The following is a 26247-nucleotide window of genomic DNA, read 5'->3' on the forward strand; positions in this document are numbered from 1 at the left end:
GCCGCCCGGTGTTTGATTGTCCGGCGTGCCGATCAGACCATGAAGAAGCTGGAGGCCGTCAGCATCGGCGTCGTGGCGCCATTGATCGTGGCGATCAGCACGGATTGGGAATTCAGCCCCGCGCCGTCCGCATCGTAGAGGATCCGGCCGGTGGTCCCGTCATAGATGATGCGATCATCCGCATCCCGCGCGGCGGTGCCGTTGACGAAGGCGCTTGCATTCATCATGCCGGTCCCGCCACAGCCCACGAAGATCGCCTTGGCGAGCCAGATCTGATCGCCCTCGACCCGGCTGAAATCGGCGATGGCGTCCGCGTTGGTGCTCACCGCAGCGGCGTCGAACACGAAAGCGTCCTTGCCGGTGCCGCCGATCAACTGGTCGAGGCCGCCGCCGCCGCTCAGGATGTCGTTGCCGGCGGCGCCGTTGAGGATGTCGCGACCGGTGCCGCTCTTGATGATGTCGTGGCCCGCAGTGCCCACGACGTTCTCCTGGCGGACATCCATCACGGCGATCCGCAAATCGGTCCGAACCGATTCGCCGCCGTCGCTTGCCGCCACCGAAATGAAGATCTGGGTGAGCTGCTCGTAGTCGAGGGTCACGCCATCCTTGACGCGGAGCTCGTTGCCGACGAGTTCGACCCGACCATGCGCATCGTCGAGCAGCGCGTAGGTGAGGGCGTCCCCATTGGGATCGGTCGCCGACAGCACGCCGATGAGGGTGCCCGCGGCCGCATGCTCGTTGACCTTGGCGTTTGAAATGAGGGTGACCGACGGCGCCTTGTTCTGGTCTCCCACCGTGATCGTCACGTCGCCCGTGGTGACGCCGCCATTGCCGTCCGAGGCTGCGACCGCATACGAGAAGCTCGTCTGCTGCGCGACCTGGATCAGGCCCTGGTCGTTCACGATGATTTCGCCGTTCACGATCTTGAACCGGCCATCCGCACTGACAAGACCGCCGGAATCCTCCAGCGCGTCCACGAACGCGAAGGTGACCGCGTCCTCGTCCGGATCGGCGGCGGACAGCGTGCCGACGACGGTGCCGTCCTGCGCCGAATCGGTGATCGCGCCACTGCTCAGCACCGGAGCCGCCGGCCCGAGATTCCCGACGTGAACGGAATCGACCGCGATACTGCTGCTCGCCACGGAGAGGCCGCCCGCATCCACCACCGCGATGGTAAAGGTGGTCGTCTCGATGCTGCCATTCGGTGCGCCGGCCCGGTCTTCCGGGTTGAACTGGAGCGCGCGGACCGCCGCAAGCACATCTGCGGCCGCACCCGTGATGGTGAAGATCCCAGTTGCGGGATCGTAGCTGCCGCCCGCGACCGGCACCAGGACCCCCTTGGCGGCGGCGTCGAGCGCAATGGTGACGGTGAGAACGTCGCTGGCGTTCGTATCGTCGATGGTGACGTCGGCGAAGGGCGCCACCAGATTGACGTTCGCCGAATCGTTCACCGTGAACGTCGTCGCCGCAGCGATGATCGTCGGGGCGCGATTGGTGGTGATGGAATCGACCGAGATATTGCTGTTCGATGTGCCGGAGACGCCATTGCTGTCGACGACCGCGATGGTGAAATGCGTCCTCGACGCGTGACCGACCGGATAATCCGGGTGGTCCGTCGGATCGAATTGCAGGGCCTGCACCGCCGCCTGAACGCTGGTGGCATCGCCGGTGATCGTATAGGTGCCGGCCCAGAAATCGTAGGCACCCGCGCCGAGATGGGTGAACGCGCCGTCGCCGGGATCGCCCATGGTGATGGTAACGGTGACGGTTGGGCTATCGTCGGTGATGGTCACGCCGGCGAAGGGCGTTGCGACTTCCACGTCCGGGATCGCAATCGTGATGGGCGCAGCGGCGCCGCCGATCTCCGGCGCCGCGTTGCCGCCGATCACGCTGCCGTCCCCGACCAGAATGACATTCTCGATATTGGCGAGTTTCGCGCCATCGAAATTCGCCACCGACACATAGACCGTGTCGTTGCCGTCCGCGGTGCCGTTGAGCTCGGTCGCGATGTCATCGAGCGAATCGACGTAATACACGTCGTTGCCGAGGCCGCCGATCAAGATGTCGTTGCCGGTGCCGCCATCGAGTGTATCGTCGCCGCCACCGTTATCGGTCAGGATGTCGCTGCCGCTGCCGCCGAGCAGACTGTCGGCGCCGTATCCGCCGTCGAGGGTATCGTCACCGTCGCCGCCATCGATGGTGTCGCTGCCAATGCCGCCGGCCGAGATCTTGTCGTTGCCGCCGAGACCGCGGATAACCTCCGCATTGGTGTTGCCGCTGATAATGTCGCCGAAATTCGTTCCGATGAAGGTTCCGATTTTCGAGACCTTGTCGGCCGCGCCGCCGCCCTTGCCGATGTTGCCCGTGCTCAAATCAGCCCGGAGACCTTCGCTGAAGGCGGTTTCGTTCTCGTAGCTGAGCGTGGTGCTCCAGTTGCCCGTGATGGTGTCGTTGCCCCGGCTGCTCATGATCGTATCGGAGCCGAGCGTCGCCACGATGATATCCCGGCCGTTGCCGCCGACGATGTAATCGTTGCCGGCGCCGCCATCGACCGTGTAGGAGCCGGCGCCGCCGAGGAAGATGTCGTCGCCGGCGCCGGCTTCGATGTAGGCGGGGAGGAAGTTATTTCCGCCGGTGAAAACGTCGGCCTTGGCCGTGCCGATGATCTTTTCGATCTGCACGTAGGTATCGACATTGCCCCAGGTGTCCGTGCCGGTGCCCGCCTGGTAGGTGACGCCCTCATAGGTCCAGGCCTGCGTGCCGAGATTGACCCTGACCCCCGCACTGCCGGTTTCCGTGGCGTACGAGACCGTGTCGGTTCCATTGCCGCCGTTCAGCGTGTCGCTGCCATTCCCGCCAATGAGGAGGTCGTTTCCGTCGAGACCGTTGATCTGGTCGTCGCCCGCGCTGCCTTGCAGCGTGTTGTTGCCCGCATCGCCGGAGACCACCGCAAGCGCGCTGAACTCGCCCGCGAGGGTGATGCTGGAATCGATGGGTGAAGCCATCTGGGTGTTCGAGCCGGACGATACGCTCTTGCTATCGGTTGCCATGAGAAGACCCCTTGGTGTGCAGAGCCCGTCATTCAGGTCGGCGCGCGGGCGCTATGGTTTAGATATGATAGATCATAACTAAACTTTCGAACCTGAGAGCTCTTCGTCCAAGGAGGTGTGGCGGCATTCTATTTGCTACTTCAGGTTTTAAAGCCCGAACAGTTTCTCCAGGAAGTTCTTCTCGCGCCCGCCGCGCCGCTGCTGTTGCGGCGGAATCCACGCGCTCTCGCGCGGCGGTCCGGGCTGCGCGCCCGCATCGGCGACCGGGATGTCCTCCGGCCGCAGGAAGCGCTCGCTGCCGGGAAGCGGCACGGGCTTCTGATCCTTGAGGGCAACTTTCATGAAATCGTGCCACACCTCGGTCGGCAGGTTTCCGCCCGTGACCCGCTTGGTCAACGCGCCATCGTCGTTGCCGAGCCAGACGCCCGCCACCAGATTGCCGCTGAAGCCGACGAACCACGCATCCTTGTAGTCGTCGGTCGTGCCGGTCTTGCCGGCCAGAGTCCAGCCGGGGATCCGCGCCTTGCGGGCCGTGCCGATCACGAAGGTGCTGTGCATCATGTCGTTCATCATCGCGACCGTCATCGGATCGAGCACGCGCCCGAGCCCGCCACCGTTCGGCCGGCGATAGATCACCCGGCCTTCGGCGGTCTTGACCTGGGTGATCACGTACGGGATCACGCCCGTCCCGCCATTGGCGAAGGCCGCGTAGGCGCTCACCAGCTCCAGCGGCGTCACTTCCGACACTCCCAGCGACAGCGACGGAACGGCCTGAAGCGGCGAATTGATGCCGAGCTTCTGCGCCGCCTGCACCACGTTCCTGGGACCGACTTCGATCGCGAGCTTGGCCGCGACGGTGTTGAGCGACAGGGCAAGCGCTTCCCGCAAGGTGATGGCGCCCCGGTAGCCATGATCGTAGTTCTGTGGCGCCCAGCCCTTGTAGTTGACCGGCGAATCCTCCCGCACCGTGTTGGGGGTGAGCCCCGCCTCCATGGCGGCGAGGTAGACGAACGGCTTGAAGGCCGATCCCGGCTGCCGGCGCGCGGTCGTGGCCCGGTTGAACTGGCTCGCCTCGTAATTGCGGCCGCCGACCAGCGCCTTCAGGGCGCCATCCGGCTGCATGGCGACGAAGGCGCCCTGGCTCACGTTGAATTTCTGGCCCTTCTCGTTCAGCTCGTCGACCAGCGACTTTTCGGCGGCGTTCTGCATCGCCGGGTCGAGGGTGGTCGACACCACGATGTCGGATTCGACCGTGCCGACGAAATCGTCGAGCACGTCCATCACGTAATCGGCCGCGTAGTTCACCGAGCCCGCCCCCGGCGCGCGAACCGGTTCGGCGGGCGCGCCAAGGGCGGTCTTGGTCATTCCGGGAGTGATGAATCCGAGATCGTTCATGGCCGCGATGACCAGCTCGGCCCGGGCTTGCGCGGCTTCCGGATTGCGGTTCGGCGCAAGCCGCGACGGGGCCTGCACGAGACCTGCAAGGACCGCCGCCTCGGATAGCGACACGTTGCGGGCGGACTTGCCGTAATAGCGCTGGGCCGCGGCCTCGACGCCATAGGCGCCGGCGCCGAAATAGACCCGGTTGAGATAAAGTTCGAGTATCTGGTCCTTGGAATAGTTGCGCTCGAGCCAGAGCGCCAGAATCGCCTCCTGGATCTTGCGGGAGGCGGTGCGTTCCTGCGTCAGGAAGAGATTCTTGGCGAGCTGCTGGGTCAGGGTCGAGCCGCCCTGCGAAACGCCGCCGCGGTTGAGGTTGCGGTACAGCGCGCGGGCGATGCCGACAGGGTCGATGCCCCAATGGTCGTAGAAGCGTCGATCCTCGATGGCGATGAAGGCTTTCGGCAGGTAGGGCGGCAACTCCTTGATGGCCATGGTGCGACCGCCGGTCTCGCCCTTGTTGGCGAGCAGCGATCCGTCGCTTGCCATGATGGCGATGTTGGGCGGACGCTTGGGAACCGTCAGTTCATCGATGGGTGGGAGTTTCGCCGCGTAATAGGCAACGACGCCGCCGACCGCGATGATGCCCCAGAGGCACAAGACCACGCCCGCATAGAACAACTTGCTCCACAGCGAGCGTCCGCGGCGCTTGCGCGTCGACTTTCTCTGCCGCGAGGGCGGACGACCCGAGCCTCCGCCGCCGCCTCGAGACGCGCGCTTCTGCGCCATGTTGCCCCCTGCCCGATCTTCAGACGAAAGGCGAAAATCCTGCGCCTCCGCTTCAGTGGCGGGCGCGCCGAAAACCGGCTCGCGCCTGTCACGTCCGTTCGCCACGTCAAACCTCTTGTGCCATGCGGCCGGTGATCCGGCTTTTCGTTGCACGCTCTGAGGCACTGTAAATATGGCGGTTTAAGGGGCGGTTAAGTGCGACCGCACAAGGTTTCACATCCCCTAAGCCATGGCCCGGATCTGCACGAGATCGGCGACGAAATCCTCGTAGGCCCGCCGCTTCGCCTGCGCGTCGGGCACCCGCAGCAGATAGGAGGGATGAACGGTGACGAAGCCAGGTCGATTCTCGAACCGCGCCGGGCCGCGGGCTTTCGTGACCGGCAAGGCCTTGCCCGCCAGGGCCAGCAGCGCCGTGCCGCCGAGGGCGACGACGAGCTTCGGCTGAACCAGATCGATCTCCTTCATCAGCCAGGGCCGATAATGTCTCACTTCGCCCGCCGTCGGCTTGGCGTGAATGCGGCGCTTGCCGCGTTCCTCGAATTTGAAATGCTTGACCGCGTTGGTGAGATAGACTTCGTCGCGCTCGATCCCGGCCTCCGTCATCGCCCGCGCGAGCAATTGACCGGCCGGGCCGACGAACGGGCGGCCCTGGAGATCCTCCTGGTCGCCTGGCTGCTCGCCGACGAAAACCATCTCCGCGTGATCCGGACCCTCGCCGAAGACCGGCTGGGTCGAACCCGGCACGAGCGGCCCGGCCTTGGCGATGAGAGCGTTCAGCTCCGCCAGCGTCCTGGGCTCCTGGTCCCACAGCGCCTCCGAGGATCGCTCGGATTTCGCCGCCCGCGCGGATTTTGATTGTGCCGGCATCGCCATCTCCTCCATCCGCGCCCTCCGTTGCAGCACTGGCGGGCGATTGAGGTTCGATCGAGCGAATGCTCGCTCTCGTCAGGATCGAAGATATTTTACCAATGCGGCTATCCCGAGAACGAGGATGTGAGCGACCGCAACCCACAGGAGCGTCATGCCGCTCATCATCCAACCCATGCCCTGCATCATGTCCATCGGGAAGTCCCGGTTTGAGCTTCAGCCGCCGAAGCTCGCCCAGCTCCGCCCCTGATCGGCGCTGCTGAGGATTCGTCCCCTGTCAGTGGCTGCAAAGAGCCGGTTCGCGTTGGTGGGATCGGCGGCGAGGTGGAGAAGGAAGCCGCCACCGATATCATTGCCGCGGGTTTCGAATTGCAGCGTCTCTTCTTGCGAGCGGACCAAGCCGCGGCCGAACACGTAAGCGTACAGGGCGCCATCCGGTGCGATTTCGACGAGGGTCACGGGTGCGCCTTCGATCAGCGACGTCCAGGTTCGGCCCGAATCGCCGCTGCGCAGGAGACCCGTCTCGGTGGCGGCATATAAAGTCTCCGCGTTCCTGGCCGACGCGGCCAGATCGATCAGCTTCGCAGGCAGCGTCCCGACGACCTTCCAGGACCTCCCGCCGTCCTGACTCAGTTGGAGACCCTGATAGACGCCATAGATCGTCGTTGGGTCCGCCGGGCTCACGCTCATCTGGTGGAAATCGACAGGGCCATTCACCCCGGGCGAAATCTGCGTCCAGGTTCTTCCTTGGTCCGTGGAGGCGATGAAGCCGAGATTACCGCCCCTCTGAGGATGGCCACTGGCGTACAAGGTGCGGGCGTCGCGCGGATGAGGGTTGAAACCCATGAAATCCTGAACTTCGGAGACGCGTTCCGCCTTGCCGTCCGAGCCTGCGTGAAACAGGCCGTGATGCGTCGCGATGAAGAGCCGCGAAGAATCCTGCCGATCCACCGCAAGGCCGTGGATGTGGGTCTGACGGGTCAATTCCGATACGGCCACCGTCTCACCGGCCACCGACCGGGAGATCGATCCGACCACCAAGGTTGCGAGTGCCACGGCCCCGGCGACCGCGAGTTTTGTGGAGAAGCCGATGGTCATCGCCGTCCCTTGAAGGCCTGTCGAGCCGCAGATGATCCCGCTTCGCTTTCGACAGGCAACACACATCATCGTGTTGGGTATCCCGCCCGCGGGACGGGCGCGCGGGGGCCGTCTTCGTCGCCCTTGGACAATCCCCACACAACCGGCTAAGCGCGATCCAGCATGTCGGTCATCCGCTCATCCCTTCTGGTCGGCCTCGGCGCGGGCGCGTCGCGTGTGCTCGGATTCGTCCGCGATGTGCTGTTTGCCCAAGCGCTCGGCGCCGGACCGGTGGCGGATGCGTTTCTGGCGGCGTTCCGCTTGCCCAACCTCATGCGCCGGGTGGTCGGCGAGGGCGGCCTCAACCCGGCCCTCGTTCCGGTCCTCGGCGCGCTGGAGGCCGACGCCGCGGCGAAGACCGCCGGCGATGTCGTGACGGTCTTCGCACTGGCGCTTCTCGGGGTGACGGGGTTGGTTGAACTCGGCGCCGGTCTTCTCGCCTTCGCCCTGGCGCCGGGCTTTGCCGGCGAGCCGCAGACGCTCGATCTCGTGGCGCTTTACACGCGGCTGGCGTTTCCGGCGGTGATCTGCATCACGCTCGCCTCCATCGGCGCCGCCTTGCTCAATCTCCACCGCCGCTATACCGCCGCCAGCCTCGCGCCGCTGGCGATGAATGGCGGCCTGATTCTTGCCGTCGTGCTGCTGGAGACCCACTTCCCGCTTCCGCTCGTGCAGAAAGCCGCCTGGCTGGCGGCCGCCTCGAGCCTGGCGGGCGTCGTTCAGCTGGCGATCGTCATCCTCGCTCTTGCGCGCGGCGAGGCGAGCATTGTCCGATTTCGCAAGCCGGTCTGGTCGCCGGCCCTGAAAAGCCTGCTGTTGGCGGGATTTCCGGCGCTCGTCGCCAGTGGGGCGGTGCAGCTTTTCGTGCTCGTCGGAACGCAGGTGGCGTCGTTCTGGCCCTCCGGCGTCTCATGGCTCTATTACGCCGACCGGGTGGTGCAATTGCCGCTCGGGCTGATGGCGGCGCTCGCCAGCAGCGTGCTGCTGCCCGAACTCGCATTGCGCTACCGGGCCGGCGAACGGCAAGCCCTCGTCGATTCGCAGAACCGCGCCATCGGCTTGGGGCTGCTGCTGTCACTGCCGGCGAGCGTCGCATTGGCCTGCCTGGCGGAGCCCATGGCGTTCGTGCTGTTCCGGCGCGGCGCCTTCGACGACGCGGATGCGGCCGGCACCGCGCTCGTCCTTCTGGGCCTCAGCCTCGGGCTTCCGGCCGCGACCCTCGCCAAGGTGTTCAGCCAGGCTCTGTTTGCCAGGGGTGCGTTGAAAGGCGCCGTCGCCGCCGCGCTGATCGGCATGGCGGCCACCGGCCTGTCGTCAGTTCTGCTCGGTTTCGCATGGGGCGTCGTCGGCATCGCGCTCGGCATCAGCCTCGGCTGCCTCGCCCATGCGGCTGTGCTGGTGTGGCTTTTGCAGCAGGCCCGTATGTGGCGGCCCGACCGCGCCTTGCTCGGCAAGGCCCTGCGAATCGCTCTCGCCAGCGCCCTCTTGGGCGGCGGCCTCCTGATGGGGCTTCGCGTCTCGCCGGCACCCACCGCCGTTTCGCTTGCCGTCCTCTGCCTCGGCGGTCTTGGCTTCTATGCGGCAACCGCATGGCTGCTGGGGGCGGTGACGTGGCGGGATCTCGCGCCGCCGGTCAAAAAAGCCTAATGGGCTTGCATCGCCGCCCCGCCCTGTCATAACCCGGCCGCGATGCGTTTTGAGGAGTTCGACTACGATGGCAACGTTCAAGGAGCTGGTGTTTTCGGGCGTTCAACCGACCGGAAATCTTCACCTCGGAAATTACCTCGGGGCCATCAAACGCTTCGTCACCATGCAAGACACTCATGAGTGCATCTATTGCGTGGTCGACATGCACGCGATCACGATGCCGCAGAATCCGCACGACCTGAACCGGCAGATCCGGGAGGTCACGGCGGCCTTTCTCGCCGCCGGCATCGATCCGAAACGTCACATCGTCTTCAACCAGAGCCAGGTCTCCGAGCACGCCGAACTGGCCTGGGTGTTCAATTGCGTCGCCCGTCTCGGCTGGCTCAACCGCATGACGCAGTTCAAGGACAAGGCCGGCAAGGATCGCGAGAACGCATCGGTCGGGCTCTACGCCTATCCGAACCTGATGGCGGCTGACATCCTGGTCTATCGCGCAACGCACGTGCCGGTCGGCGAGGACCAGAAGCAGCATCTCGAACTGACCCGCGACGTAGCGCAGAAATTCAACAACGACTGGGCGGATTCCATCGCCGAGCACGGCTTCGGCGACGCTTTCTTCCCGCTCACCGAACCCTTGATCGCCGGTCCCGCGACCCGCGTCATGTCGCTTCGCGACGGCTCGAAGAAAATGTCGAAATCGGATCCTTCCGACTACTCGCGCATCAACCTCACGGACGATGCCGACATGATCGCGCAGAAGATCCGCAAGGCCAAGACCGATGCGGAGCCGCTGCCCTCCGAGACCGAGGGCCTGCGGGCGCGTCCCGAGGCGGACAATCTGGTGGCGATCTACGCGGCGCTGACCGACGTTTCGCCGGCCGAGGTCCTGCGCGATCACGGCGGTTCGCAATTCTCCGGCTTCAAATCCGCCCTGGTGGACGTCGCGGTGACGAGGCTTGCCCCCATTGCGGACGAAATGCGCCGCCTGATGGCCGATCCCGGTCACATTGACGCAGTCCTGGCGGACGGTTCAGGCCGCGCCCGCGTCATCGCCGCAGAGACGATGAACGCCGTCAAGGATATCCTCGGCTTCGTGCGTGCTCGCTGAAATGCCGCCATGGGAGCCTTGCTCTCGGCGTACCGCCAAGGCAGCATCTCGGCCGTTCGGAGGACAGGCTTGTGAGCGGTAAGCGCCAATCCTACGAGGCCGGCCACCGGCCCAAATTCATGGTGGTGATCGACAAGACGCCGGAATGCCTCCGGGCCGTCCACTTCGCGTCCCGTCGCGCCGCCCGCACCGGCGCCAGCATGATCATGCTGGCCGTGGTCGATCCGCCCGACAATTTCGAATGGATCGGCGTCGGCGAGGCGATGATCGAGGAAGCGCGCGCCGAGGCGGTGAAGCGCCTGGAGGCCGCCGCCAAGGAGGCGCGCGATGCCGCCGGCGTCGAACCCGAACAGGTCATCCGGGTCGGCGACCGCGCCCAGGCCCTCATCGCGCTGATCGACGAGGACGAGGACATCTCGTTTCTAGTGCTGGCCGCCGGATCGGGCAAGGAGGGCCCCGGCCCCCTCGTCTCGTCGCTCGCCGGCCGGGCCGCCGCAACCTTCCCGATCCCCATCGTGATCGTGCCCGGCGGCTTGTCGGACGAGGAGATCGATGCGCTGGCGGGGTGAGGGGGTCCGAGATTCCCCACGGACCCAATCCTGAGGAGGGCCGCGACCTCATCCTGAGGGCCGCGAAGCGGCGTCTCGAAGGATCTCCAGTGGTCTCTGGAACTGCCTCGTCCTTCGAGACAGCGCTCCGCGCTTCCTCAGGATGAGGCAGGCGAGAGGACGATCTCCCCTTGGAATCGCCGCGCACCCGGTCCACATCTCCGAGAGAACCTGTTAGAACGATTCCAAGCCCATTCAGGGCCGCTCAACCCGCTCGGCCGGCCTTGAACCGGCGCAGAGGACAACACGACAGATGTTTATCCAGACCGAAGCCACACCGAATCCCGCCACCCTGAAGTTCCTGCCCGGCCGTGTCGTCATGCCCGAGGGGACGTTCGAGGCGCGCGTCTCCGAGGAAGCGGGAGCCTCCCCGCTCGCCGACCGGCTCTTCGCCATTCCGGGCGTCAGCGGCGTCTTCTACGGCCACGATTTCATCACCGTGACCAAGACCGATGCTGAATGGCAGCACCTCAAGCCCGCAATCCTCGGCGCCATCATGGAGCATTTCATGAGCGGCGCGCCGCTGTTCACGGATGGCGCCATGCTGACCGAGCATGACGGCGAGGAATTCTTCGATGCGGACGACGCCGCCACCGTCGCGACCATCAAGGAACTGCTCGAGACCCGCATCCGCCCCGCGGTCGCGGGCGATGGCGGCGACATCACGTTCCGGGGTTTCAAGGACGGCACCGTCTATCTGGTCATGAAGGGCGCCTGCTCGGGCTGTCCCTCCTCCACCGCCACGCTCCGGCACGGCATCCAGAACCTGCTGCGCCATTTCCTGCCCGATGTGCGCGAGGTCCAAGCCGTCTGAAGTGTTCTTGGCCGTCTGAGGCGTCTCGACGGTTTTGCGAATCAGGGCGGCCTTCGGGCCGCCTTTTTTGTCCCACCCGTCCCGATCATGCTCTAAAGAGACGCCACCAGACGGAGACGAACATTGCGCGTCCTTGCCATCGATACCGCCCTCGGCGCCTGCTCGGCCTGCATCTTTCAATCGGATAGCGGCGAATTGCTCGCCCGCGAAACCATTCCGATGGACCGCGGCCATGCGGAAGCCCTGCTGCCGCTGATCGATCGGCTGGTCTCGCATGGCGAGGGCGGCTTCGAGAGCCTGAACCGGGTCGCCGTCACCGTCGGGCCCGGCAGCTATACGGGCCTGCGCGTCGGCATCGCGGCAGCGCGCGGCATCGGGCTTGCCGCCGGCATTCCGGTGGTGGGTGTCGCCACCTTGTCGGCATACCTTGCGCCCCTGATGGCGGGCGAGACCCGCGGTCTGTTCGCCAGCGCCATCGACGCCAAGCATAGCCATATCTACATCCAGGCCATCGCGTTCGGCGGCAAGGCCATCATCGCGCCCTCCCTCATGAGCTATCGCGACGCCATTCGCCAGCTCGGTTCCGGGCCGCTGCTGCTGACCGGCAACGCCGCCGCGTCGCTTGCGGCGGAAGCGCGGGCGCAAGGGGTCGAGGCGCATGTGATCGAGGATTCGCCGGCGCCCGACATCGCCTGGGTGGCCCGCCTCGGCGCCATCGCCGATCCGGCAAACGCCCTTCCCAAGCCGCTCTACCTGCGCGAACCCGACGCCAAACCGCAGGACGGAGCGCGAATCGCCAGACGATGAGCCTGCTCGCCCGCTTCTTCCCGCCACCATCCGTGCGCATCGCCGGGCTGGACAGCCAGGCCGCCGCGCGCCTCGCGGCGATCCACGCCACCGCCTTCGCGCGGCCCTGGAGCACGCTCGAATTCGAACGCCTGCTGGGCGAGCGGAACGTGACGGCGGACGGGTTGTTCATCGGGCAGGCAAGCGCTCCATCGGGTTTCGTGCTGTCGCGCAGCGTTCTCGACGAGGCGGAGATCCTCACTGTGGCCCTCCTGCCGGAGCTGCGCGGACGGGGTTATTCGCGACCCTTGCTGGCAGCCCATCTCGACGGGCTCTCGCGGACGGGAGTGCTTTTCGTCCATCTCGAGGTCGAGGACGGCAACGCTCCGGCGCTCGCCGTCTATCGCCGGCTCGGATTTCGTGAAATCGGCCGGCGCGCCGGCTATTATCTCAAGGCTGACAAGGCCCGGACGGCCGCGCTGACCATGCGGCTCGACCTTTAAGCTCCGAATGGGCGTAGGGTGTTTCGGCGGACCACTTCGCCGATCTTCCTCCGGCCCGGGCCGTAGCCCCCGCGTCGCGGCTCCCCTATAAGCATCGGGAAGGAGCGGGGTCGGCCTTGGCAGTACGGAACAGCAAAACGGTGAAAATCAAACGATCCGACGCGATCGAGCGGGCGTGCCGCGACAAGGGCTTGCGCATGACCGGCCAGCGCCGGGTCATCGCCCGCATCCTCGATGCGGCCGAAGATCACCCGGACGTGGTCGAGCTGCACAAGCGCGCGGTTGCCGTCGACGACCGGATTTCGCTCTCCACCGTCTATCGGACGGTGAAGCTCCTGGAGATGCAGGGCATCATCGAACGCCTCGACTTCCGCGATGGGCGCTCCCGCTACGAGCTTGCCGCGCGCGAGCACCACGATCACCTGATCAATCTCGAAACCGGCGACGTGATCGAGTTCCAGTCCGACGACATCGAAGCGCTGCAGACGGAAATCGCCCGCCGTCTCGGCTACAAGGTGATCTATCACCGGCTTGAGCTTTACGCTGTGCCCATCGACGAGGATCAGGCGTGAGGCGCATCGGGGTCGCCGCGAGGCTTCTGGTCCTCGCTCTCTTTGCCCTCTTCGCCATCCCGCTCCAGTTGCTGGCGCTGCGCTTCGGCTGGCCGATCCGCCACAGGCTGCCGATGTGGTTCCACCGGCTTTTCCTGCGCCTCTTCGGGGTCCGAATCACCGAGCGGGGCCGCCCGCCCGGGGGGGTGCCGACCCTGGTTTTGTCCAACCATGTGTCGTGGCTCGATATTCCGGTCATCGGCTCGCTGCACCCGCTCTCGTTCATCGCGAAATCCGAGGTCGAAACCTGGCCGATCGTCGGCCTTCTGGCGAAACTCCAGCGCTCGGTCTTCATCGATCGGCAGCGCCGCCGGGCGACCGCGGAGGTCAACGACGCGCTGGCCCATCGGCTCGCGAAGGGCGAGGTCATGGTGCTGTTCGCCGAGGGCACGACCGGGGACGGCAACCGGCTTCTGCCGTTCCGCTCCTCCCTCGTCGGCGCCGCGCAGGCGGCCCTCGTCAACGACGCAGATGCACGCGTGGTCCTGCAGCCGCTCGCAATCGCCTATACGCGCCGCAGCGGCATGCCGGTGACCCGCCGCGACCGGCCGTATCTCGCCTGGTACGGCGACATGGAGCTGGCGCCACATCTCGGCGCGTTCGTGCGCGGCGGCGCGGTGGATGTGGAGGTGACGTGGGGGGAGCCGATTTCCTTCAATGGCAATCGCAAGGAAGCGACGGCGACGGCCGAGGCGGCGGTGCGCGAGGCCGTGAACGCGCCACTATTCTCTTGCAGCGTCAAACCGCGTAAACAGGCGTCTCACCCCGGAACCCAGCAGGCTCGTCTTTCGTGAAAAAGGTCTTCGTCAAATCCTACGGTTGCCAGGCGAACGTCTATGACGCGGAGCGCATGACCGATCTGCTCTCCGGCGAAGGCTACAGCGAAACCGCCACCATGGAGGATGCGGATCTCGTCATCCTCAACACCTGCCATATCCGCGAGAAGGCGGCCGAGAAGGTCTATTCCGAACTGGGCCGCGTGCGCGATCTGAAAATCGAGCGCGAGGCGCAGGGACAGGAGACGAAGATCATCGTGGCGGGTTGCGTCGCCCAGGCCGAAGGCGCCGAGATCCTGCGGCGCGCGCCGTCCGTCGATGTGGTGGTGGGCCCGCAGAACTATCATCATTTGCCCGACCTGCTGCAGCGGTCGCGCATGAAGGCGGTCGTCGACACCGAGTTTCCGATCGAGGACAAGTTCGATCACCTGCCGAAGCCGACCCGGGCGCAGATCGTCTCGCGGGGCGTATCCGCCTTCCTGACGATTCAGGAAGGCTGCGACAAATTCTGCACCTTCTGCGTCGTGCCCTATACCCGCGGCACCGAAATCTCGCGGCCGGTCTCGCGGCTTGTGGACGAGGCGACGCGGCTCGCGGGAGCGGGCGTGCGCGAACTCAGCCTGATCGGCCAGAACGTCAATGCCTATCACGGCGAGGGACCCGACGGGACGACCTGGACCTTGAGCCGGCTACTCTACCGCCTCGCCGAGGTCCCGGGCATCGCCCGCCTTCGCTACACCACCTCGCACCCGCGCGACATGGACGAGGCACTGATCCTGACGCATGGCGATCTGCCGGCGCTGATGCCCTCGCTGCACCTGCCGGTGCAATCGGGATCGGACCGGGTTCTCGAGGCGATGAACCGCAAGCACACGGCGGACGAGTATCGGCGCATCATCGCGCGCATGCGTGCCCGCCAGCCCGGCCTCGCCGTCTCATCCGATTTCATCGTCGGGTTTCCGGGCGAGACCGATGCGGATTTCGACGAAACCATGCGCCTCGTCGCGGATGTTGGCTTCGCCTTCTCGTTTTCGTTCAAATACAGCCCGCGCCCCGGCACGCCGGCGGCCGAGCGCGGCGACCAGGTGCCCGAAGCGGTGAAGACCGAGCGCCTGGCGCGACTGCAAAAGCTGTTGGAAACGCAAAGGGTGGCTTACAATCAGGGAACAGTCGGTCAGACTCTCGACGTTCTCATCGAGAAGCCGGGTCGGCTTCCCGGTCAGATGGCCGGCAAGTCGCCCTATCTGCAGCCGGTCCAGTTCGACACCGAGACCCTGGCGGTCGGCGAGATCGCGACGGTGCGAATCATACGGGCAGGCGGCGGCAGCCTGTTCGGGGAATTGATCAAAGCCGGCGACAAAGTCGCGGCGTAAAACGGGAGAGGCATTTGAGGCCAGCGGACAGTGCGACTGCCCGAACGCAGAAGGGACGGAATCCTGCGAATCTCCATCCCGGCGTCGTCGAGGAAGCCGAAATCATCCTCACCTTCGACGACAACCGCCTCGCCAGCCTCGTTTTCGGGCAATTCGACCAGAACCTCGCCCATCTCGAACGCCGCCTCAACGTGAAGGCGGTCGCCAACGGCAACCGCGTGACCGTGAAGGGTTCGCCGGAAAGTTCGGAGATCGTGCGGCGCGTGCTGGAAGGACTCTACGAGCGCGCCCGGCAGGGCCGCGCCTTGTCGACCGGCGACGTGGACGGAGCGATCCAGGAGAGCACGCTGCAGGGCTCGCTGTTTCCGACCACCGAGGCGGCCCCGGCGGGCCTGAGCGCGTTCGACCAGATCGCCACCCGCAAGCGGGGTCCGGTGCGGGCGCGCAACGCCGCCCAGAACGATTACATCAAGGCGCTCAAGCAGCACGAGCTCATCTTCGCCGAAGGACCCGCGGGCACCGGCAAGACCTGGCTCGCGGTCGGCTATGCGGTGTCGCTGCTCGAAAACGGGCAGGCCGACCGGCTGATTCTCTCCCGCCCCGCCGTGGAAGCGGGCGAGCGGCTCGGCTTCCTGCCCGGCGACATGCGCGAAAAGGTCGATCCCTACCTGCGGCCGATCTACGACGCCCTCTACGATTTCATGGATGCGCGGCTGGTGGATCGCGGCCTGCAGACCGGCATGATCGAGATCGCGCCGCTCGCCTTCATGCGCGGGCGTACGCTCACCAACGCGATCGTGCTGCTCGACGAGGCGCAGAATACCACCACCATGCAGATGAAGATGTTCCTGACCCGGCTCGGCGAGGGCTCGCGCATGATCGTCACCGGCGACCCGACCCAGATCGACCTGCCGCCAGGGCAGAAATCCGGGCTGATCGAGGCCGTGCGCATTCTCGACGGAGTCGAGGGCATCGCGCGGATCACCTTCAAGGAACAGGATGTGGTGCGGCACGATCTCGTGCGCCGGATCGTGACCGCGTACGACGCCGATTTCCGACAGGAACAGGGGAGCCGACGACCGTGATCGAGCTCGACGTCATGGTGGAGGGCGGCGACTGGGATCGGCTCGAGGATGCCGAGGCCCTGGCGCAGCGGGCGGCCGCCGCCGCGACGAACGTCGCCGGCCGGGAGGCCGAGGCCTTCGAGGCGAGCGTCATGCTGACCGACGACGCGCATATCCGCGAGCTCAACAAGGCATGGCGGGGCAAGGATAAAGCCACCAATGTTTTGTCGTTTCCGGCTCCCGCGCCGCCGGGAGGCCACGCAGGCCCTCGCAATCTCGGCGACATTGCATTAGCGTATGAGACGCTGGTGCGTGAGGCCGAAGACGAATCGAAGGCTTTCGCGCATCATTACGCCCATCTGATCGTTCACGGCGTCCTGCATCTTCTCGGCTACGACCACGAAACCGAGGCGGAGGCGGAACTGATGGAAGGTCTTGAAGTCAAGGCGCTCTCGACCCTTGGCATTGCCGATCCTTATCGCGATATGGCAGCTTGAACGGATGACGTTCGGCTGAAACTCAAAAGTTATGAATGAAGATCGAAGTCGCAACGACCGCCCGCTCCGGCCAATTCCGGAGCCCGAGGGCTTGCGCGACCACTGGTACGACCGCGTTCTGACCCGGCTCGGCCTGAAGCCCCGTGAATCCATCCGCCACGACCTCGAGGATGCTCTCGCGGAAACCGTCGAGGATCCTGATTTTTCGCCCCAGGAAAGGGCGATGCTCAAGAATGTGCTCGGCTTCCACCGCATCCGCGTCGATGACGCGATGGTGCCCCGGGCCGACATCGTGGCGGTCTCCGACGATACCGCCCTGGGCGAATTGCTCCACCTCTTCCGCACGGCGGGCCATTCGCGCCTGCCCGTCTACGGGGAGACGCTGGACGATCCCAAGGGCATGGTCCACATCCGGGACTTCCTCGACTTCATCGCCAAACATGCGGATCCCGGCAACGGGGCCGCGGCGGAAGATCCCGGCAAGCACAGCCTGCCCAATCTCGGTCAGGTCGATTTCTCGATTCCCCTGGCATCCGCCGAGATCCTGCGCCCCGTCCTGTTCGTGCCGCGCTCGATGCCGGCCATCGACCTTCTGGTCCGCATGCAGGCAACCCGCACCCATATGGCGCTCGTCATCGACGAATACGGCGGCACCGACGGCCTCGTCTCCATCGAGGACCTGGTCGAGATGGTGGTGGGCGATATCGAGGACGAGCACGACGACGCCACCGAGATGATGATCGTCACGGCGGCCGATGGCTCCTTCATCGCCGATGCGCGGGCGAGCCTCGACGAGGTCAAGGAAAGCCTCGGGGTCGACCTGCAATACGAGGAACGCGCCGAGGATATCGACACGATCGGCGGCTTCATCGTGACGATTGCGGGCCGCGTGCCGGCGCGCAACGAATTGATCCTCGGTCCCGGAAATCTCGAATTCGAGATCCTCGACGCCGATCCTCGCCGGGTCAAACGGGTGCGCATCTTCCGCCGCGAGTTCAACGGCAGGACGACGGTCGATAACGGGCAGCCGGCGAGCGTGGAATCGGGCTCTTCCGAAAGCTCCGCCGCTCGATGACGATTCTGGCGGATCGCGTCACCCGATGGACCGGGTGGCGTCGCGCGCTTGCGGCCTTCGCGGCCGGCGCCGCCGGGGCGCTAGCGATGCCGCCCTTCGGCTTTCTGCCCGCCCTGATGGTGTCCCTCGTCCCGGCGATCTGGCTGCTTGACGGGGCAACCCGCGACACCCGGATGCGGACGCTGAAAGCCGCCGCCGTCACGGGCTGGTTCTGGGGCTTCGGCTATTTCGTCGCCGGATTGTGGTGGCTCGGCGCGGCGTTCCTGGTCGAGGCCGATCAATTCGCCTGGGCGCTCCCCTTCGGCGTCCTCGGCTTGCCGGCATTGCTGGCGTTTTTCACCGCTTTCGGATTTGCCCTGGCGCGGCTGCTCTGGACCGGCGACGCGACCCGCATCCTGGCTTTCGCGGCGGCCGTAACGTTGAGCGAGTGGCTGCGCGGTCATCTGTTCACCGGCTTTCCGTGGAACAGTCCCGGCATGGCGCTCGGCCAGAACCTCTGGCTGATGCAGAGCGCCTCCGTGGTCGGGTTGTACGGCCTGACGCTGCTCGGTCTGGCGATCGGCGCGGCGCCCGCGGTGCTGCTGACAGGGGCTACCCGACGGCAGCGCTGGACCGCACCTCTCATGGCGCTCGGCGTACTCGCGCTGATGGCCGATTTCGGCATCTGGCGGCTCCCGGACGGGCCGGTGGCCACAGTGGAGAATGTCTCGCTGCGCATCATGCAGCCGAACCTTCCGCAAGACGCCAAGTTCAATCCGCGCAATCGCGACGCCATCATGCGGCGTTATCTGGCGATCAGCCGCTATGCGGGAGAGGCCGGCAAGACCCTCGATTCGGCAACGCACCTGATCTGGCCTGAATCGGCGTTCCCGTTCCTGCTCCACCGCGACCCCGGCGCGCTGGCGCAGATTGCCGGCATCCTTCGCCCGGGCTCCCTGCTCATCACGGGGGCGGCGCGGATGGACGAGCCGCTGCCGGGCGAGTCGGTGGGGAAATTCTACAACGCGATCCAGACCATCGATCATCGCGGCACCATTCTTTCCGCCTACGACAAGATCCACCTGGTGCCGTTCGGCGAATATCTGCCGCACGCGCTCGATGCGCTGATCCGCGCGGTGGGGCTCAGGCCCTTCATCAGCATCCCGGGTGGCTTCGCGGCGAGCGAGCAACGCACGACCCTGGCGATTCCCGGCCTGCCGCCGGTTGCCGCGACAATCTGCTACGAGGCAATCTTTCCGGACGCGTTTTTGCCGGACGGTCCGCGCCCGGATCTCATCCTCAACGTCACCAATGACGCGTGGTTTGGCTCGACTCCCGGCCCGTACCAGCACTTCGCGCAGGCACGCCTGCGCGCCGTCGAGGAAGGGTTGCCGCTCGTGCGCGCCGCCAACACTGGCATCTCGGCCGTGGTCGATCCGTTTGGCCGCATCATAGGCTCGCTGCCGCTCGGAACGGAGGGCGTGCTGGATGCCGATTTGCCGCGTTCGATATCCCAAACCGTTTACGGCAAAAGCCGCAGGTTTGTTTTGACGGCCATGCTTGTCATCTGCTTAATGGCACCCGCCGCACGCAGGCGGCGACGCGGTTCCCCCCAATCTCCCAGCCCTACTGCAGCGTAAGGCACGGACAGGAAGTCTGAACTGATGAAGAAGTCGACCGGTTCAATCGATATCGAAATCGGAAGCCGCGTGCGCATGCGCCGTATTTCCATCGGTATGAGCCAGGAAAAGCTTGGCGACTTGCTGGGCCTCACCTTCCAGCAGGTTCAGAAATACGAGAAGGGGACCAACCGCATCAGCGTCGGCCGCCTGGTCGACATCGCCAAGATCCTTGGCGTCGACATCCATTTCTTTTTCGACGGCGTCAGAAGCGCCAAGGCCGATGCCGGCTTCGGGGAGGAAGAATCGCCCCCGTACATCTCCGAGATGATGTCGACTCCCGAAGGTCTTCAGCTCATCCGCACCTTCACGGGCATCAAGAATCCGAAGGTTCGCAAAAGCATCGTCCAGCTTGTCGCGGCGCTGGCGGCGCAGGACGACTAGGAACGTTCGACAAAACGAACGCGTCCGCTTGACCTTTCCACCGGGCTGCGGCAAGAGCTTGCGCAAAGCCTGCGGTCGCGGGTGCGTTCTTCTTCGCCTCAAAGGAATATGGTCGTGCGCCGTTCAAGCTATCTCTTCACCAGCGAGTCGGTTTCCGAGGGTCATCCGGACAAGGTTTGCGACCGGATTTCCGATGCAGTCGTCGATGCCTACCTGGCAGCCGAGCCGGAGGCGCGCGTCGCCTGCGAAACGCTCGCCACTACCAACCGCGTGGTCATTGCCGGCGAGGTGCGCGGCCCCGATTCGATCACCAGCGAGCGCGTGATCGAGCTGGCGCGCGACGCCATCAAGGATATCGGCTACGAGCAGGACGGATTCCACTGGAAGAACGCCGACGTGTCGGTCTACCTCCACGCCCAATCGGCGCATATCGCGCAGGGCGTCGATTCCGCCGGCAACAAGGACGAGGGCGCGGGCGACCAGGGCATCATGTTCGGGTATGCCTGCAACGAGACGCCCGAGCTGATGCCGGCGCCGATCTACTACGCCCACAAGATCCTCGAAGACCTCAACATTGCCCGCAAGGCCAAGGCCAATGGCGCCGCCGTGCTCGGCCCCGATGCCAAGAGCCAGGTCACCGTCCGCTACGAGAACGGCAAGCCCGTCGCCGCGACCCAGATCGTGCTGTCGACGCAGCATCTCGACGAGAACCTGACCTCCGAGGGCGTCCGCGAGATTGTCGAGCCGTATATCCGCAAGACCCTGCCGCAGGGCTGGATCTCGGCCGAGACCATCTGGCACGTGAACCCGACCGGGAAGTTCGTCATCGGCGGACCGGACGGCGATTGCGGCCTGACTGGGCGCAAGATCATCGTCGACACCTACGGCGGTGCGGCTCCCCACGGCGGCGGCGCATTTTCCGGCAAGGATCCGACGAAGGTCGACCGGTCGGCGGCTTACGCGGCGCGCTATCTCGCCAAGAATGTGGTGGCGGCTGGCCTCGCCGATCGCTGCACGCTCCAGCTTTCCTACGCCATCGGCGTCGCCAAGCCCCTGTCGATCTACGTGGACCTGCACGATACCGGCAAGGTCTCGGAAGAGAAGCTCGAAGCGACCCTGATGGATGCCATCGACCTGTCGCCCCGCGGCATTCGTACGCATCTCGGCCTCAACAAGCCGATCTATGCGCGCACCTCGGCCTATGGCCATTTCGGCCGCAAGCCGGATGCCGATGGCGGCTTCTCGTGGGAGCGCACCGACTTCGCCGAGACCCTCAAGGCCGCTCTCAGCTAATTCACCATGTCCGACAGCGAAGGTTCTGATCGCGCCGGCGCCTTTTTCGGGCGCCGGAAAGGCAAGCGCCTTCGCCCGTCTCACGACCGACTCGTCCAGACGCTGCTGCCGGCCTTGCGCGTGCCTTTGGGGGCGGCGCCGGCCGCGCTGTTTCCGGGCCGCGAGGATCATCCGACCTGGCTCGAAATCGGCTTCGGCGGCGGCGAGCATCTGGCGGCCCAGGCACATGCCCATCCGGACGTGAATTTCATCGGCTGCGAGCCGTTCGTGAACGGCATGGCCAAGCTCCTGGCCGTGGTCGAGCAGGACCGGCTCGAAAACATCCGCATCTGGGACGAGGACGTCACCGACCTGTTGCCGACCCTGCCCGATGCGTGCCTCGACCGGGTCTACATCCTCTATCCCGATCCGTGGCCCAAGCGCCGCCAGCGCAAGCGCCGCCTCGTCTCCGACGAAACGCTCGTCGAACTCGCCCGCGTCATGCGGCCGGGCGCGGAGCTGCGCTTTGCCAGCGATATCGACAATTACATCGGCTGGGTGCTCGCCCGCGCGCTCCGCTCCCGGCATTTTCGCTGGAATGCGGCCCGCCCAGACGATTGGCGCAAACCTTATGCGGGTTGGCCGGGCACCCGTTACGAGGCGAAAGCGATCCGCGAGGGCCGCGTGCCGAGCTATCTCAGGTTCAGTCGCGTCTAGATTGGGGTTCCGCCGTTAGCGGTCGCTCATTTGGTGGTGTTCCCGGCTGACGGGCGGAAATTCGGTGTAGCTCCCCTCGCCACGCGCGTCCAAATCGTAGAAATACCCTCCAAACGGAGGGGACCGCGATGGCGCTGGGTGGCATTCGCAAGATTTCGACCGGCAATCCCGACGTGGATGGCCTGCTCTCCGGCCGGCAATGGCTGAGCAACGGCCTGACCTATGCGTTTCCCGCCACCGCCTCCGCCTATGAGCCCGGTTACGGCAACGGTGAACCGGAGTGGAATTTTGCCCCGGTGGCGCCTGCCATGATGCAGGCGTTTCGCAGCTTTCTCGAAGGCGCGAATGTGGGTGCGGGCGCGCTGACCCCGCTTGCCGGTTTCGCGCAATTCGTGTTCGCCGAGAGCAAGCCGGGGACAGGCGCGGCCGAGCCCGACATTCTCATCGCCGGATCGTCGCTGCCCTCCACCGCCTATGCGTATTCGCCCGATGCCGCCCCGTATGGCGGCGATGTCTGGTTCGGCCGGACTTACGATTTCACGGCCCCGCGGGCGGGAAGTTACGCCTTCGCGACCGCCATGCACGAATTCGCCCATGCCCTGGGATTGAAACACCCGCACGACCTGTCGCAGCCGAACGCCGCCGCAGTGCCGCTCGATCGGGATTCCCACGAATACACCCTGATGTCGTATCGTTCCGTGCCCGGCGCGTCGCTGACCGGGGCCTATTCCAACGAGCCCACCAGCTATCCGCAGACCTACATGATGCTCGACATTCTGGCGCTGCAGACCCTCTATGGGGCCAATTATGCGTTCCGCAGCGCCAACACGACCTATTCGTGGAATCCGGCGACCGGCGAGGCGTTCGTCGACGGGATCGGCCAGGGCGCGCCCGCGGGCAACCGGATTTTCTGCACCATCTGGGATGGCGGCGGCGCGGACACCTTCGATTTTTCCGCCTATGCCGACCCGCTCACGATCAACCTCGAGCCCGGCAGCCACTCGGCGCTGTCCCCGGTTCAGCGCGCCGAACTCGCCCCCCGCATCCTGGCGGCCGGCAATGTCTACAACGCGATGCTCTTCCAGGGCGATCCTCGCTCGTTGATCGAGGACGCCATCGGCGGCTCCGGCCGCGATGCGATCAGCGGCAACGGCGCGGCGAATTTTCTCGCTGGCCGGAACGGGGATGACCGACTGAGAGGCGGCGACGGCGACGACCGTCTCGATGGCGGCCGAGGCAGCGACCACCTTTGGGGCGGCCCGGGCGCCGACTGGCTTTCCGGCAAGCTCGGCCGCGACGGCTTGAGCGGTGGGGCCGGCCGGGATGTCTTCGTGTTCGACACGAAATCCGGGAAAACCAATCGCGACAAGATTACCGATTTCCACGTCAGGGACGATACGATCTGGCTCGACAACGCCGTCTTCAAGGCGCTCGGCCGGAACCACCATGCGACGCCGGAGAAATTGGCCAAGGGGTTCTTTGCCGTTGGCCACGCCGCCCGGGACCGGAACGACCATATTCTGTACGACAAACAGAAGGGCGTGCTCCTCTATGACCCCGACGGGACGGGCAAAAGCTCGGCCGTGGAGATCGCCACCTTGCCGAAGAAACTCAAGATGACGGCGGCCGACTTCCTGATCGTCTAGATCACGATGAGTTGGACCCAATCGGTCCAAACTCACGAAGCGCGATCGGCCGAACCGGGTGCTCTGGCGACACAACCCTTGCAATCACGGGCAGGATTCGATATATCCGTGCCGTCAGCTCTGGTTGCAGTGTAAACTGCCTTGCAGGAGTGGACCCCGCCGGGTCCGCTCTTTTTTATTGCTCGGATGCCGGAGCGCGGAGATACGCGACCTGATGGCAAACGAACGCGACAAGCGTCTGATCACCGAAACCGGCGTCGCCGCGCGCGTGGCGGCCGTGGTCGAGCCTGCGATCGAGGATCTGGGTTTCAACCTCGTGCGGGTGAAGATCACCGCCGAGAACGGCTGCACCGTGCAGATCATGGCTGAACGTCCCGACGGCACCATGTCGGTGAACGATTGCGCCACCGTCAGCCGGGCGATTTCGCCGGTGCTGGATCTCGAAGATCCGGTTCCGCAGGCCTATCATCTTGAAATCTCGTCGCCGGGAATTGATCGTCCGCTGGTTCGGGCGAGCGATTTCGAGCGCTGGACGGATTATGAGGCCAAGGTCGAAATGGCAGTGCCGCTGGATGGCCGCAAGCGCTTCCGCGGCTTTATCCGCGGGGTCGAGAACGGCGCGGCGATCATCGCGTTGCCGGACGTGAAGGAAGGCCTCGATCCGATCGCGCGCCTGCCGCTGACCGATCTTGCCGAGGCGCATCTGGTCCTGACCGACAATCTCATTCGCGAATCGTTGCGTCGCGGCTCTGCGCCGGCGGACGACGAGGACGAGACCGATGACGACCACACACCTGTCGAGCCCGTGCGCGATGCGCCAGGCCGCGACGATTCAAATTCGACGAAGGAGTAACTTCGATGGCTGTCAGCGCCAACAGGCTTGAACTTCTGCAGATCGCCGACGCGGTGGCGCGCGAAAAGGTGATCGACAAACAGATCGTGCTCGACGCGATGGCCGATGCCATCGCCAAGGCGGCACGGTCGCGCTATGGCGCCGAGACCGACATTCACGCCGAGATCAACGGCAAGACCGGCGAGCTGCGGCTGTCGCGCCACCTGCTGGTGGTCGACGACGCGGCGCTCGAAAACGATTCCCGCGAAATCGCCCTGTCGGAAGCGCGCAAGCGCAACCCGGCCGCGCAAGAGGGCGACGCGATTTCCGAGACCCTGCCGCCCTTCGATTTCGGTCGTATCGCGGCGCAATCGGCCAAGCAGGTCATCGTGCAGAAGGTGCGCGATGCGGAGCGCGACCGGCAATATCAGGAATACAAGGATCGCATCGGCGAAGTGGTCAACGGCGTCGTCAAGCGCGTCGAATACGGCAACGTGATCGCCGATCTCGGCCGCGGCGAGGCCATCGTGCGCCGCGACGAGATGATCCCGCGCGAAACCTTCCGCCCCGGCGACCGCATTCGCGCCTATCTGTTCGACGTGCGCCGCGAGGCCCGTGGTCCGCAGGTCTTTTTGTCGCGCACGCATCCGCAATTCATGGCGAAGCTGTTCGCCCAGGAAGTGCCCGAGATCTATGACGGCATCGTCACCATCCAGGCGGTGGCGCGCGATCCCGGCTCGCGTGCCAAGATCGCGGTGATCTCGCGCGACAGCTCCATCGATCCCGTCGGCGCCTGCGTCGGTATGCGCGGCTCGCGCGTTCAGGCCGTGGTCGGCGAATTGCAGGGCGAGAAGATCGACATCATTCCGTGGTCGCAGGATCAGGCGACCTTCATCGTCAACGCGCTGCAGCCGGCGGAAGTCGTCAAGGTGGTGCTCGACGAGGATGCGGACCGCATCGAAGTGGTGGTGCCCGACGACCAGCTCTCGCTCGCCATCGGTCGCCGCGGCCAGAACGTGCGCCTCGCCTCGCAACTCACCGGCTGGGATATCGATATCCTCACCGAGGCCGAGGAATCGGAGCGCCGCCAGAAGGAATTCGCGGAGCGCACCGAGTTGTTCATGACTGCCCTCGACGTGGACGAGGTCGTGGGCCAGCTGCTCGCCTCCGAAGGTTTCCGCACGGTCGAAGAGCTTGCCTATGTGGATGCGGGCGAAGTCTCGTCCATCGAAGGCTTCGATGAGGACACCGCGGCCGAGATCCAGGCGCGCGCGCAGGATTACATCGCGCGCATCGAATCCGAGAACGAGGCCCGCCGCCAGGAACTCGGCGTCGCCGACGAATTGAAGGACATCGAGGGCGTCACGACCGCCATGCTGGTCGCGCTCGGCGAGAACGACGTGAAGACGCTGGAGGATCTGGCGGGCTGCGCGACGGACGATCTCGTCGGCTGGACCGAAGGACGCGGCCCCGAGGCGACCCGCTACAGCGGCTATCTCGACGGCTTCGATCTGTCGCGCACCGAGGCCGAGGCCATGGTGATGGACGCCCGCGTCAAAGCCGGCTGGGTCGAAGCGCCGGTCGCGGTGGAAGCCGAGGGTTCGGAAGAGGCTGAAGGCGCCGCTTCCGAAGCCGAAGCTTCCTGACCGGTCA

The 26247-nt window shown here is 65.5% G+C and carries 22 protein-coding genes and 1 pseudogene; 19 read left to right on the plus strand and 4 right to left on the minus strand.

The features are described 5' to 3' along the window. Nucleotides 1–32: 32 nt before the first annotated feature. From FEZ63_RS06900 to FEZ63_RS06915, 4 genes and pseudogenes are all read right to left on the minus strand, one after another. Nucleotides 33–3050: a beta strand repeat-containing protein gene (locus tag FEZ63_RS06900; protein WP_150942907.1), complete on the minus strand. Its 3018-nt coding sequence runs from the start codon at nucleotides 3048–3050 to the stop codon at nucleotides 33–35. A gap of 147 nt (nucleotides 3051–3197) precedes the next feature. Next, nucleotides 3198–5324, minus strand: a complete 2127-nt coding sequence (locus FEZ63_RS06905) for a transglycosylase domain-containing protein (RefSeq protein WP_150942908.1) — start codon at nucleotides 5322–5324, stop codon at nucleotides 3198–3200. A 117-nt stretch (nucleotides 5325–5441) separates the two neighbouring features. After that, nucleotides 5442–6125: pseudogene (locus tag FEZ63_RS06910) on the minus strand (UdgX family uracil-DNA binding protein); the annotation flags it as partial. Nucleotides 6126–6302: 177 nt separating this feature from the next. Beyond that, nucleotides 6303–7184: a F510_1955 family glycosylhydrolase gene (locus FEZ63_RS06915; RefSeq protein WP_150942910.1), complete on the minus strand. Its 882-nt coding sequence runs from the start codon at nucleotides 7182–7184 to the stop codon at nucleotides 6303–6305. A 162-nt stretch (nucleotides 7185–7346) separates the two neighbouring features. Here FEZ63_RS06915 and murJ point away from each other — a divergent pair, with 162 nt between their 5' ends. The 19 genes from murJ (at nucleotide 7347) to nusA (ending at nucleotide 26240) form a co-directional block, all read left to right on the plus strand. Next, on the plus strand, nucleotides 7347–8870 hold the full coding sequence (gene murJ, locus FEZ63_RS06920; RefSeq protein WP_150942911.1) for a murein biosynthesis integral membrane protein MurJ: 1524 nt from the start codon (nucleotides 7347–7349) through the stop codon (nucleotides 8868–8870). A 67-nt stretch (nucleotides 8871–8937) separates the two neighbouring features. Beyond that, nucleotides 8938–9978 (plus strand): tryptophan--tRNA ligase, encoded by a 1041-nt coding sequence (trpS, locus tag FEZ63_RS06925; protein WP_150942912.1) that lies wholly within the window; start codon nucleotides 8938–8940, stop codon nucleotides 9976–9978. Nucleotides 9979–10049: 71 nt separating this feature from the next. Next, on the plus strand, nucleotides 10050–10547 hold the full coding sequence (locus tag FEZ63_RS06930) for a universal stress protein (protein WP_201274104.1): 498 nt from the start codon (nucleotides 10050–10052) through the stop codon (nucleotides 10545–10547). Nucleotides 10548–10839: 292 nt separating this feature from the next. Further along, nucleotides 10840–11400 carry a NifU family protein gene (locus FEZ63_RS06935; protein ID WP_150942913.1) on the plus strand — a complete coding sequence of 187 codons (561 nt, stop codon included), beginning with the start codon at nucleotides 10840–10842 and terminating at the stop codon, nucleotides 11398–11400. A 123-nt stretch (nucleotides 11401–11523) separates the two neighbouring features. Further along, a complete protein-coding gene (gene tsaB / locus FEZ63_RS06940) occupies nucleotides 11524–12207 on the plus strand; it encodes a tRNA (adenosine(37)-N6)-threonylcarbamoyltransferase complex dimerization subunit type 1 TsaB (RefSeq protein WP_150942914.1) in 684 nt (227 codons plus the stop codon). Next, nucleotides 12204–12689: a GNAT family N-acetyltransferase gene (locus tag FEZ63_RS06945; protein WP_150942915.1), complete on the plus strand. Its 486-nt coding sequence runs from the start codon at nucleotides 12204–12206 to the stop codon at nucleotides 12687–12689. Before tsaB ends, FEZ63_RS06945 begins: the two co-directional genes overlap by 4 nt. Before the next feature lie 197 nt (nucleotides 12690–12886). Further along, nucleotides 12887–13261 (plus strand): Fur family transcriptional regulator, encoded by a 375-nt coding sequence (locus tag FEZ63_RS06950; protein ID WP_150942977.1) that lies wholly within the window; start codon nucleotides 12887–12889, stop codon nucleotides 13259–13261. Beyond that, nucleotides 13258–14094, plus strand: a complete 837-nt coding sequence (gene olsA / locus FEZ63_RS06955) for a lyso-ornithine lipid O-acyltransferase (protein WP_150942916.1) — start codon at nucleotides 13258–13260, stop codon at nucleotides 14092–14094. Before FEZ63_RS06950 ends, olsA begins: the two co-directional genes overlap by 4 nt. Then, nucleotides 14091–15449 carry a tRNA (N6-isopentenyl adenosine(37)-C2)-methylthiotransferase MiaB gene (miaB, locus tag FEZ63_RS06960; RefSeq protein WP_150942917.1) on the plus strand — a complete coding sequence of 453 codons (1359 nt, stop codon included), beginning with the start codon at nucleotides 14091–14093 and terminating at the stop codon, nucleotides 15447–15449. The genes olsA and miaB overlap by 4 nt, the downstream gene beginning before the upstream one ends. A gap of 14 nt (nucleotides 15450–15463) precedes the next feature. Then, entirely contained in the window at nucleotides 15464–16534 is a 1071-nt protein-coding gene (locus tag FEZ63_RS06965; protein WP_150942918.1) for a PhoH family protein, read from the plus strand. Continuing rightward, entirely contained in the window at nucleotides 16531–17010 is a 480-nt protein-coding gene (gene ybeY / locus FEZ63_RS06970) for an rRNA maturation RNase YbeY (protein ID WP_244622681.1), read from the plus strand. Before FEZ63_RS06965 ends, ybeY begins: the two co-directional genes overlap by 4 nt. A gap of 31 nt (nucleotides 17011–17041) precedes the next feature. After that, nucleotides 17042–18085, plus strand: a complete 1044-nt coding sequence (locus tag FEZ63_RS06975; RefSeq protein ID WP_150942919.1) for a hemolysin family protein — start codon at nucleotides 17042–17044, stop codon at nucleotides 18083–18085. Further along, nucleotides 18082–19704 carry an apolipoprotein N-acyltransferase gene (gene lnt, locus FEZ63_RS06980; protein ID WP_150942920.1) on the plus strand — a complete coding sequence of 541 codons (1623 nt, stop codon included), beginning with the start codon at nucleotides 18082–18084 and terminating at the stop codon, nucleotides 19702–19704. Before FEZ63_RS06975 ends, lnt begins: the two co-directional genes overlap by 4 nt. Before the next feature lie 24 nt (nucleotides 19705–19728). Then, nucleotides 19729–20127 carry a helix-turn-helix domain-containing protein gene (locus FEZ63_RS06985; protein WP_150942921.1) on the plus strand — a complete coding sequence of 133 codons (399 nt, stop codon included), beginning with the start codon at nucleotides 19729–19731 and terminating at the stop codon, nucleotides 20125–20127. Nucleotides 20128–20241: 114 nt separating this feature from the next. After that, nucleotides 20242–21420, plus strand: coding sequence for a methionine adenosyltransferase (gene metK / locus FEZ63_RS06990; RefSeq protein ID WP_150942922.1), 1179 nt, complete (start codon nucleotides 20242–20244; stop codon nucleotides 21418–21420). Between the two features lie 6 nt (nucleotides 21421–21426). Further along, nucleotides 21427–22116, plus strand: coding sequence for a tRNA (guanine(46)-N(7))-methyltransferase TrmB (gene trmB / locus FEZ63_RS06995; protein ID WP_150942923.1), 690 nt, complete (start codon nucleotides 21427–21429; stop codon nucleotides 22114–22116). 128 nt (nucleotides 22117–22244) lie between these two features. After that, nucleotides 22245–23762 carry a M10 family metallopeptidase C-terminal domain-containing protein gene (locus FEZ63_RS07000; protein WP_150942924.1) on the plus strand — a complete coding sequence of 506 codons (1518 nt, stop codon included), beginning with the start codon at nucleotides 22245–22247 and terminating at the stop codon, nucleotides 23760–23762. 214 nt (nucleotides 23763–23976) lie between these two features. Continuing rightward, nucleotides 23977–24615: a ribosome maturation factor RimP gene (rimP, locus tag FEZ63_RS07005; RefSeq protein ID WP_150942925.1), complete on the plus strand. Its 639-nt coding sequence runs from the start codon at nucleotides 23977–23979 to the stop codon at nucleotides 24613–24615. A 5-nt stretch (nucleotides 24616–24620) separates the two neighbouring features. Beyond that, nucleotides 24621–26240, plus strand: a complete 1620-nt coding sequence (nusA, locus tag FEZ63_RS07010) for a transcription termination factor NusA (protein WP_150942926.1) — start codon at nucleotides 24621–24623, stop codon at nucleotides 26238–26240. The last annotated feature ends 7 nt before the right edge of the window (nucleotides 26241–26247 follow it).

Source organism: Microvirga brassicacearum (genome assembly GCF_008757455.1).
Taxonomy (GTDB): Bacteria; Pseudomonadota; Alphaproteobacteria; order Rhizobiales; family Beijerinckiaceae; genus Microvirga; species Microvirga brassicacearum.

Bases quoted from the DNA above. Each gene is read 5' to 3' on its own strand.
- FEZ63_RS06935 (WP_150942913.1), top strand. From the start codon at position 10,840: ATGTTTATCCAGACCGAAGCCACACCGAATCCCGCCACCCTGAAGTTC.
- nusA (WP_150942926.1), top strand. From the start codon at position 24,621: ATGGCTGTCAGCGCCAACAGGCTTGAACTTCTGCAGATCGCCGACGCG.
- lnt (WP_150942920.1), top strand. From the start codon at position 18,082: ATGACGATTCTGGCGGATCGCGTCACCCGATGGACCGGGTGGCGTCGC.
- trmB (WP_150942923.1), top strand. From the start codon at position 21,427: ATGTCCGACAGCGAAGGTTCTGATCGCGCCGGCGCCTTTTTCGGGCGC.
- FEZ63_RS07000 (WP_150942924.1), top strand. From the start codon at position 22,245: ATGGCGCTGGGTGGCATTCGCAAGATTTCGACCGGCAATCCCGACGTG.
- FEZ63_RS06950 (WP_150942977.1), top strand. From the start codon at position 12,887: ATGACCGGCCAGCGCCGGGTCATCGCCCGCATCCTCGATGCGGCCGAA.
- murJ (WP_150942911.1), top strand. From the start codon at position 7,347: ATGTCGGTCATCCGCTCATCCCTTCTGGTCGGCCTCGGCGCGGGCGCG.
- FEZ63_RS06975 (WP_150942919.1), top strand. From the start codon at position 17,042: ATGAATGAAGATCGAAGTCGCAACGACCGCCCGCTCCGGCCAATTCCG.
- trpS (WP_150942912.1), top strand. From the start codon at position 8,938: ATGGCAACGTTCAAGGAGCTGGTGTTTTCGGGCGTTCAACCGACCGGA.
- FEZ63_RS06985 (WP_150942921.1), top strand. From the start codon at position 19,729: ATGAAGAAGTCGACCGGTTCAATCGATATCGAAATCGGAAGCCGCGTG.
- FEZ63_RS06915 (WP_150942910.1), bottom strand. From the start codon at position 7,184: ATGACCATCGGCTTCTCCACAAAACTCGCGGTCGCCGGGGCCGTGGCA.
- FEZ63_RS06945 (WP_150942915.1), top strand. From the start codon at position 12,204: ATGAGCCTGCTCGCCCGCTTCTTCCCGCCACCATCCGTGCGCATCGCC.
- FEZ63_RS06900 (WP_150942907.1), bottom strand. From the start codon at position 3,050: ATGGCAACCGATAGCAAGAGCGTATCGTCCGGCTCGAACACCCAGATG.
- rimP (WP_150942925.1), top strand. From the start codon at position 23,977: ATGGCAAACGAACGCGACAAGCGTCTGATCACCGAAACCGGCGTCGCC.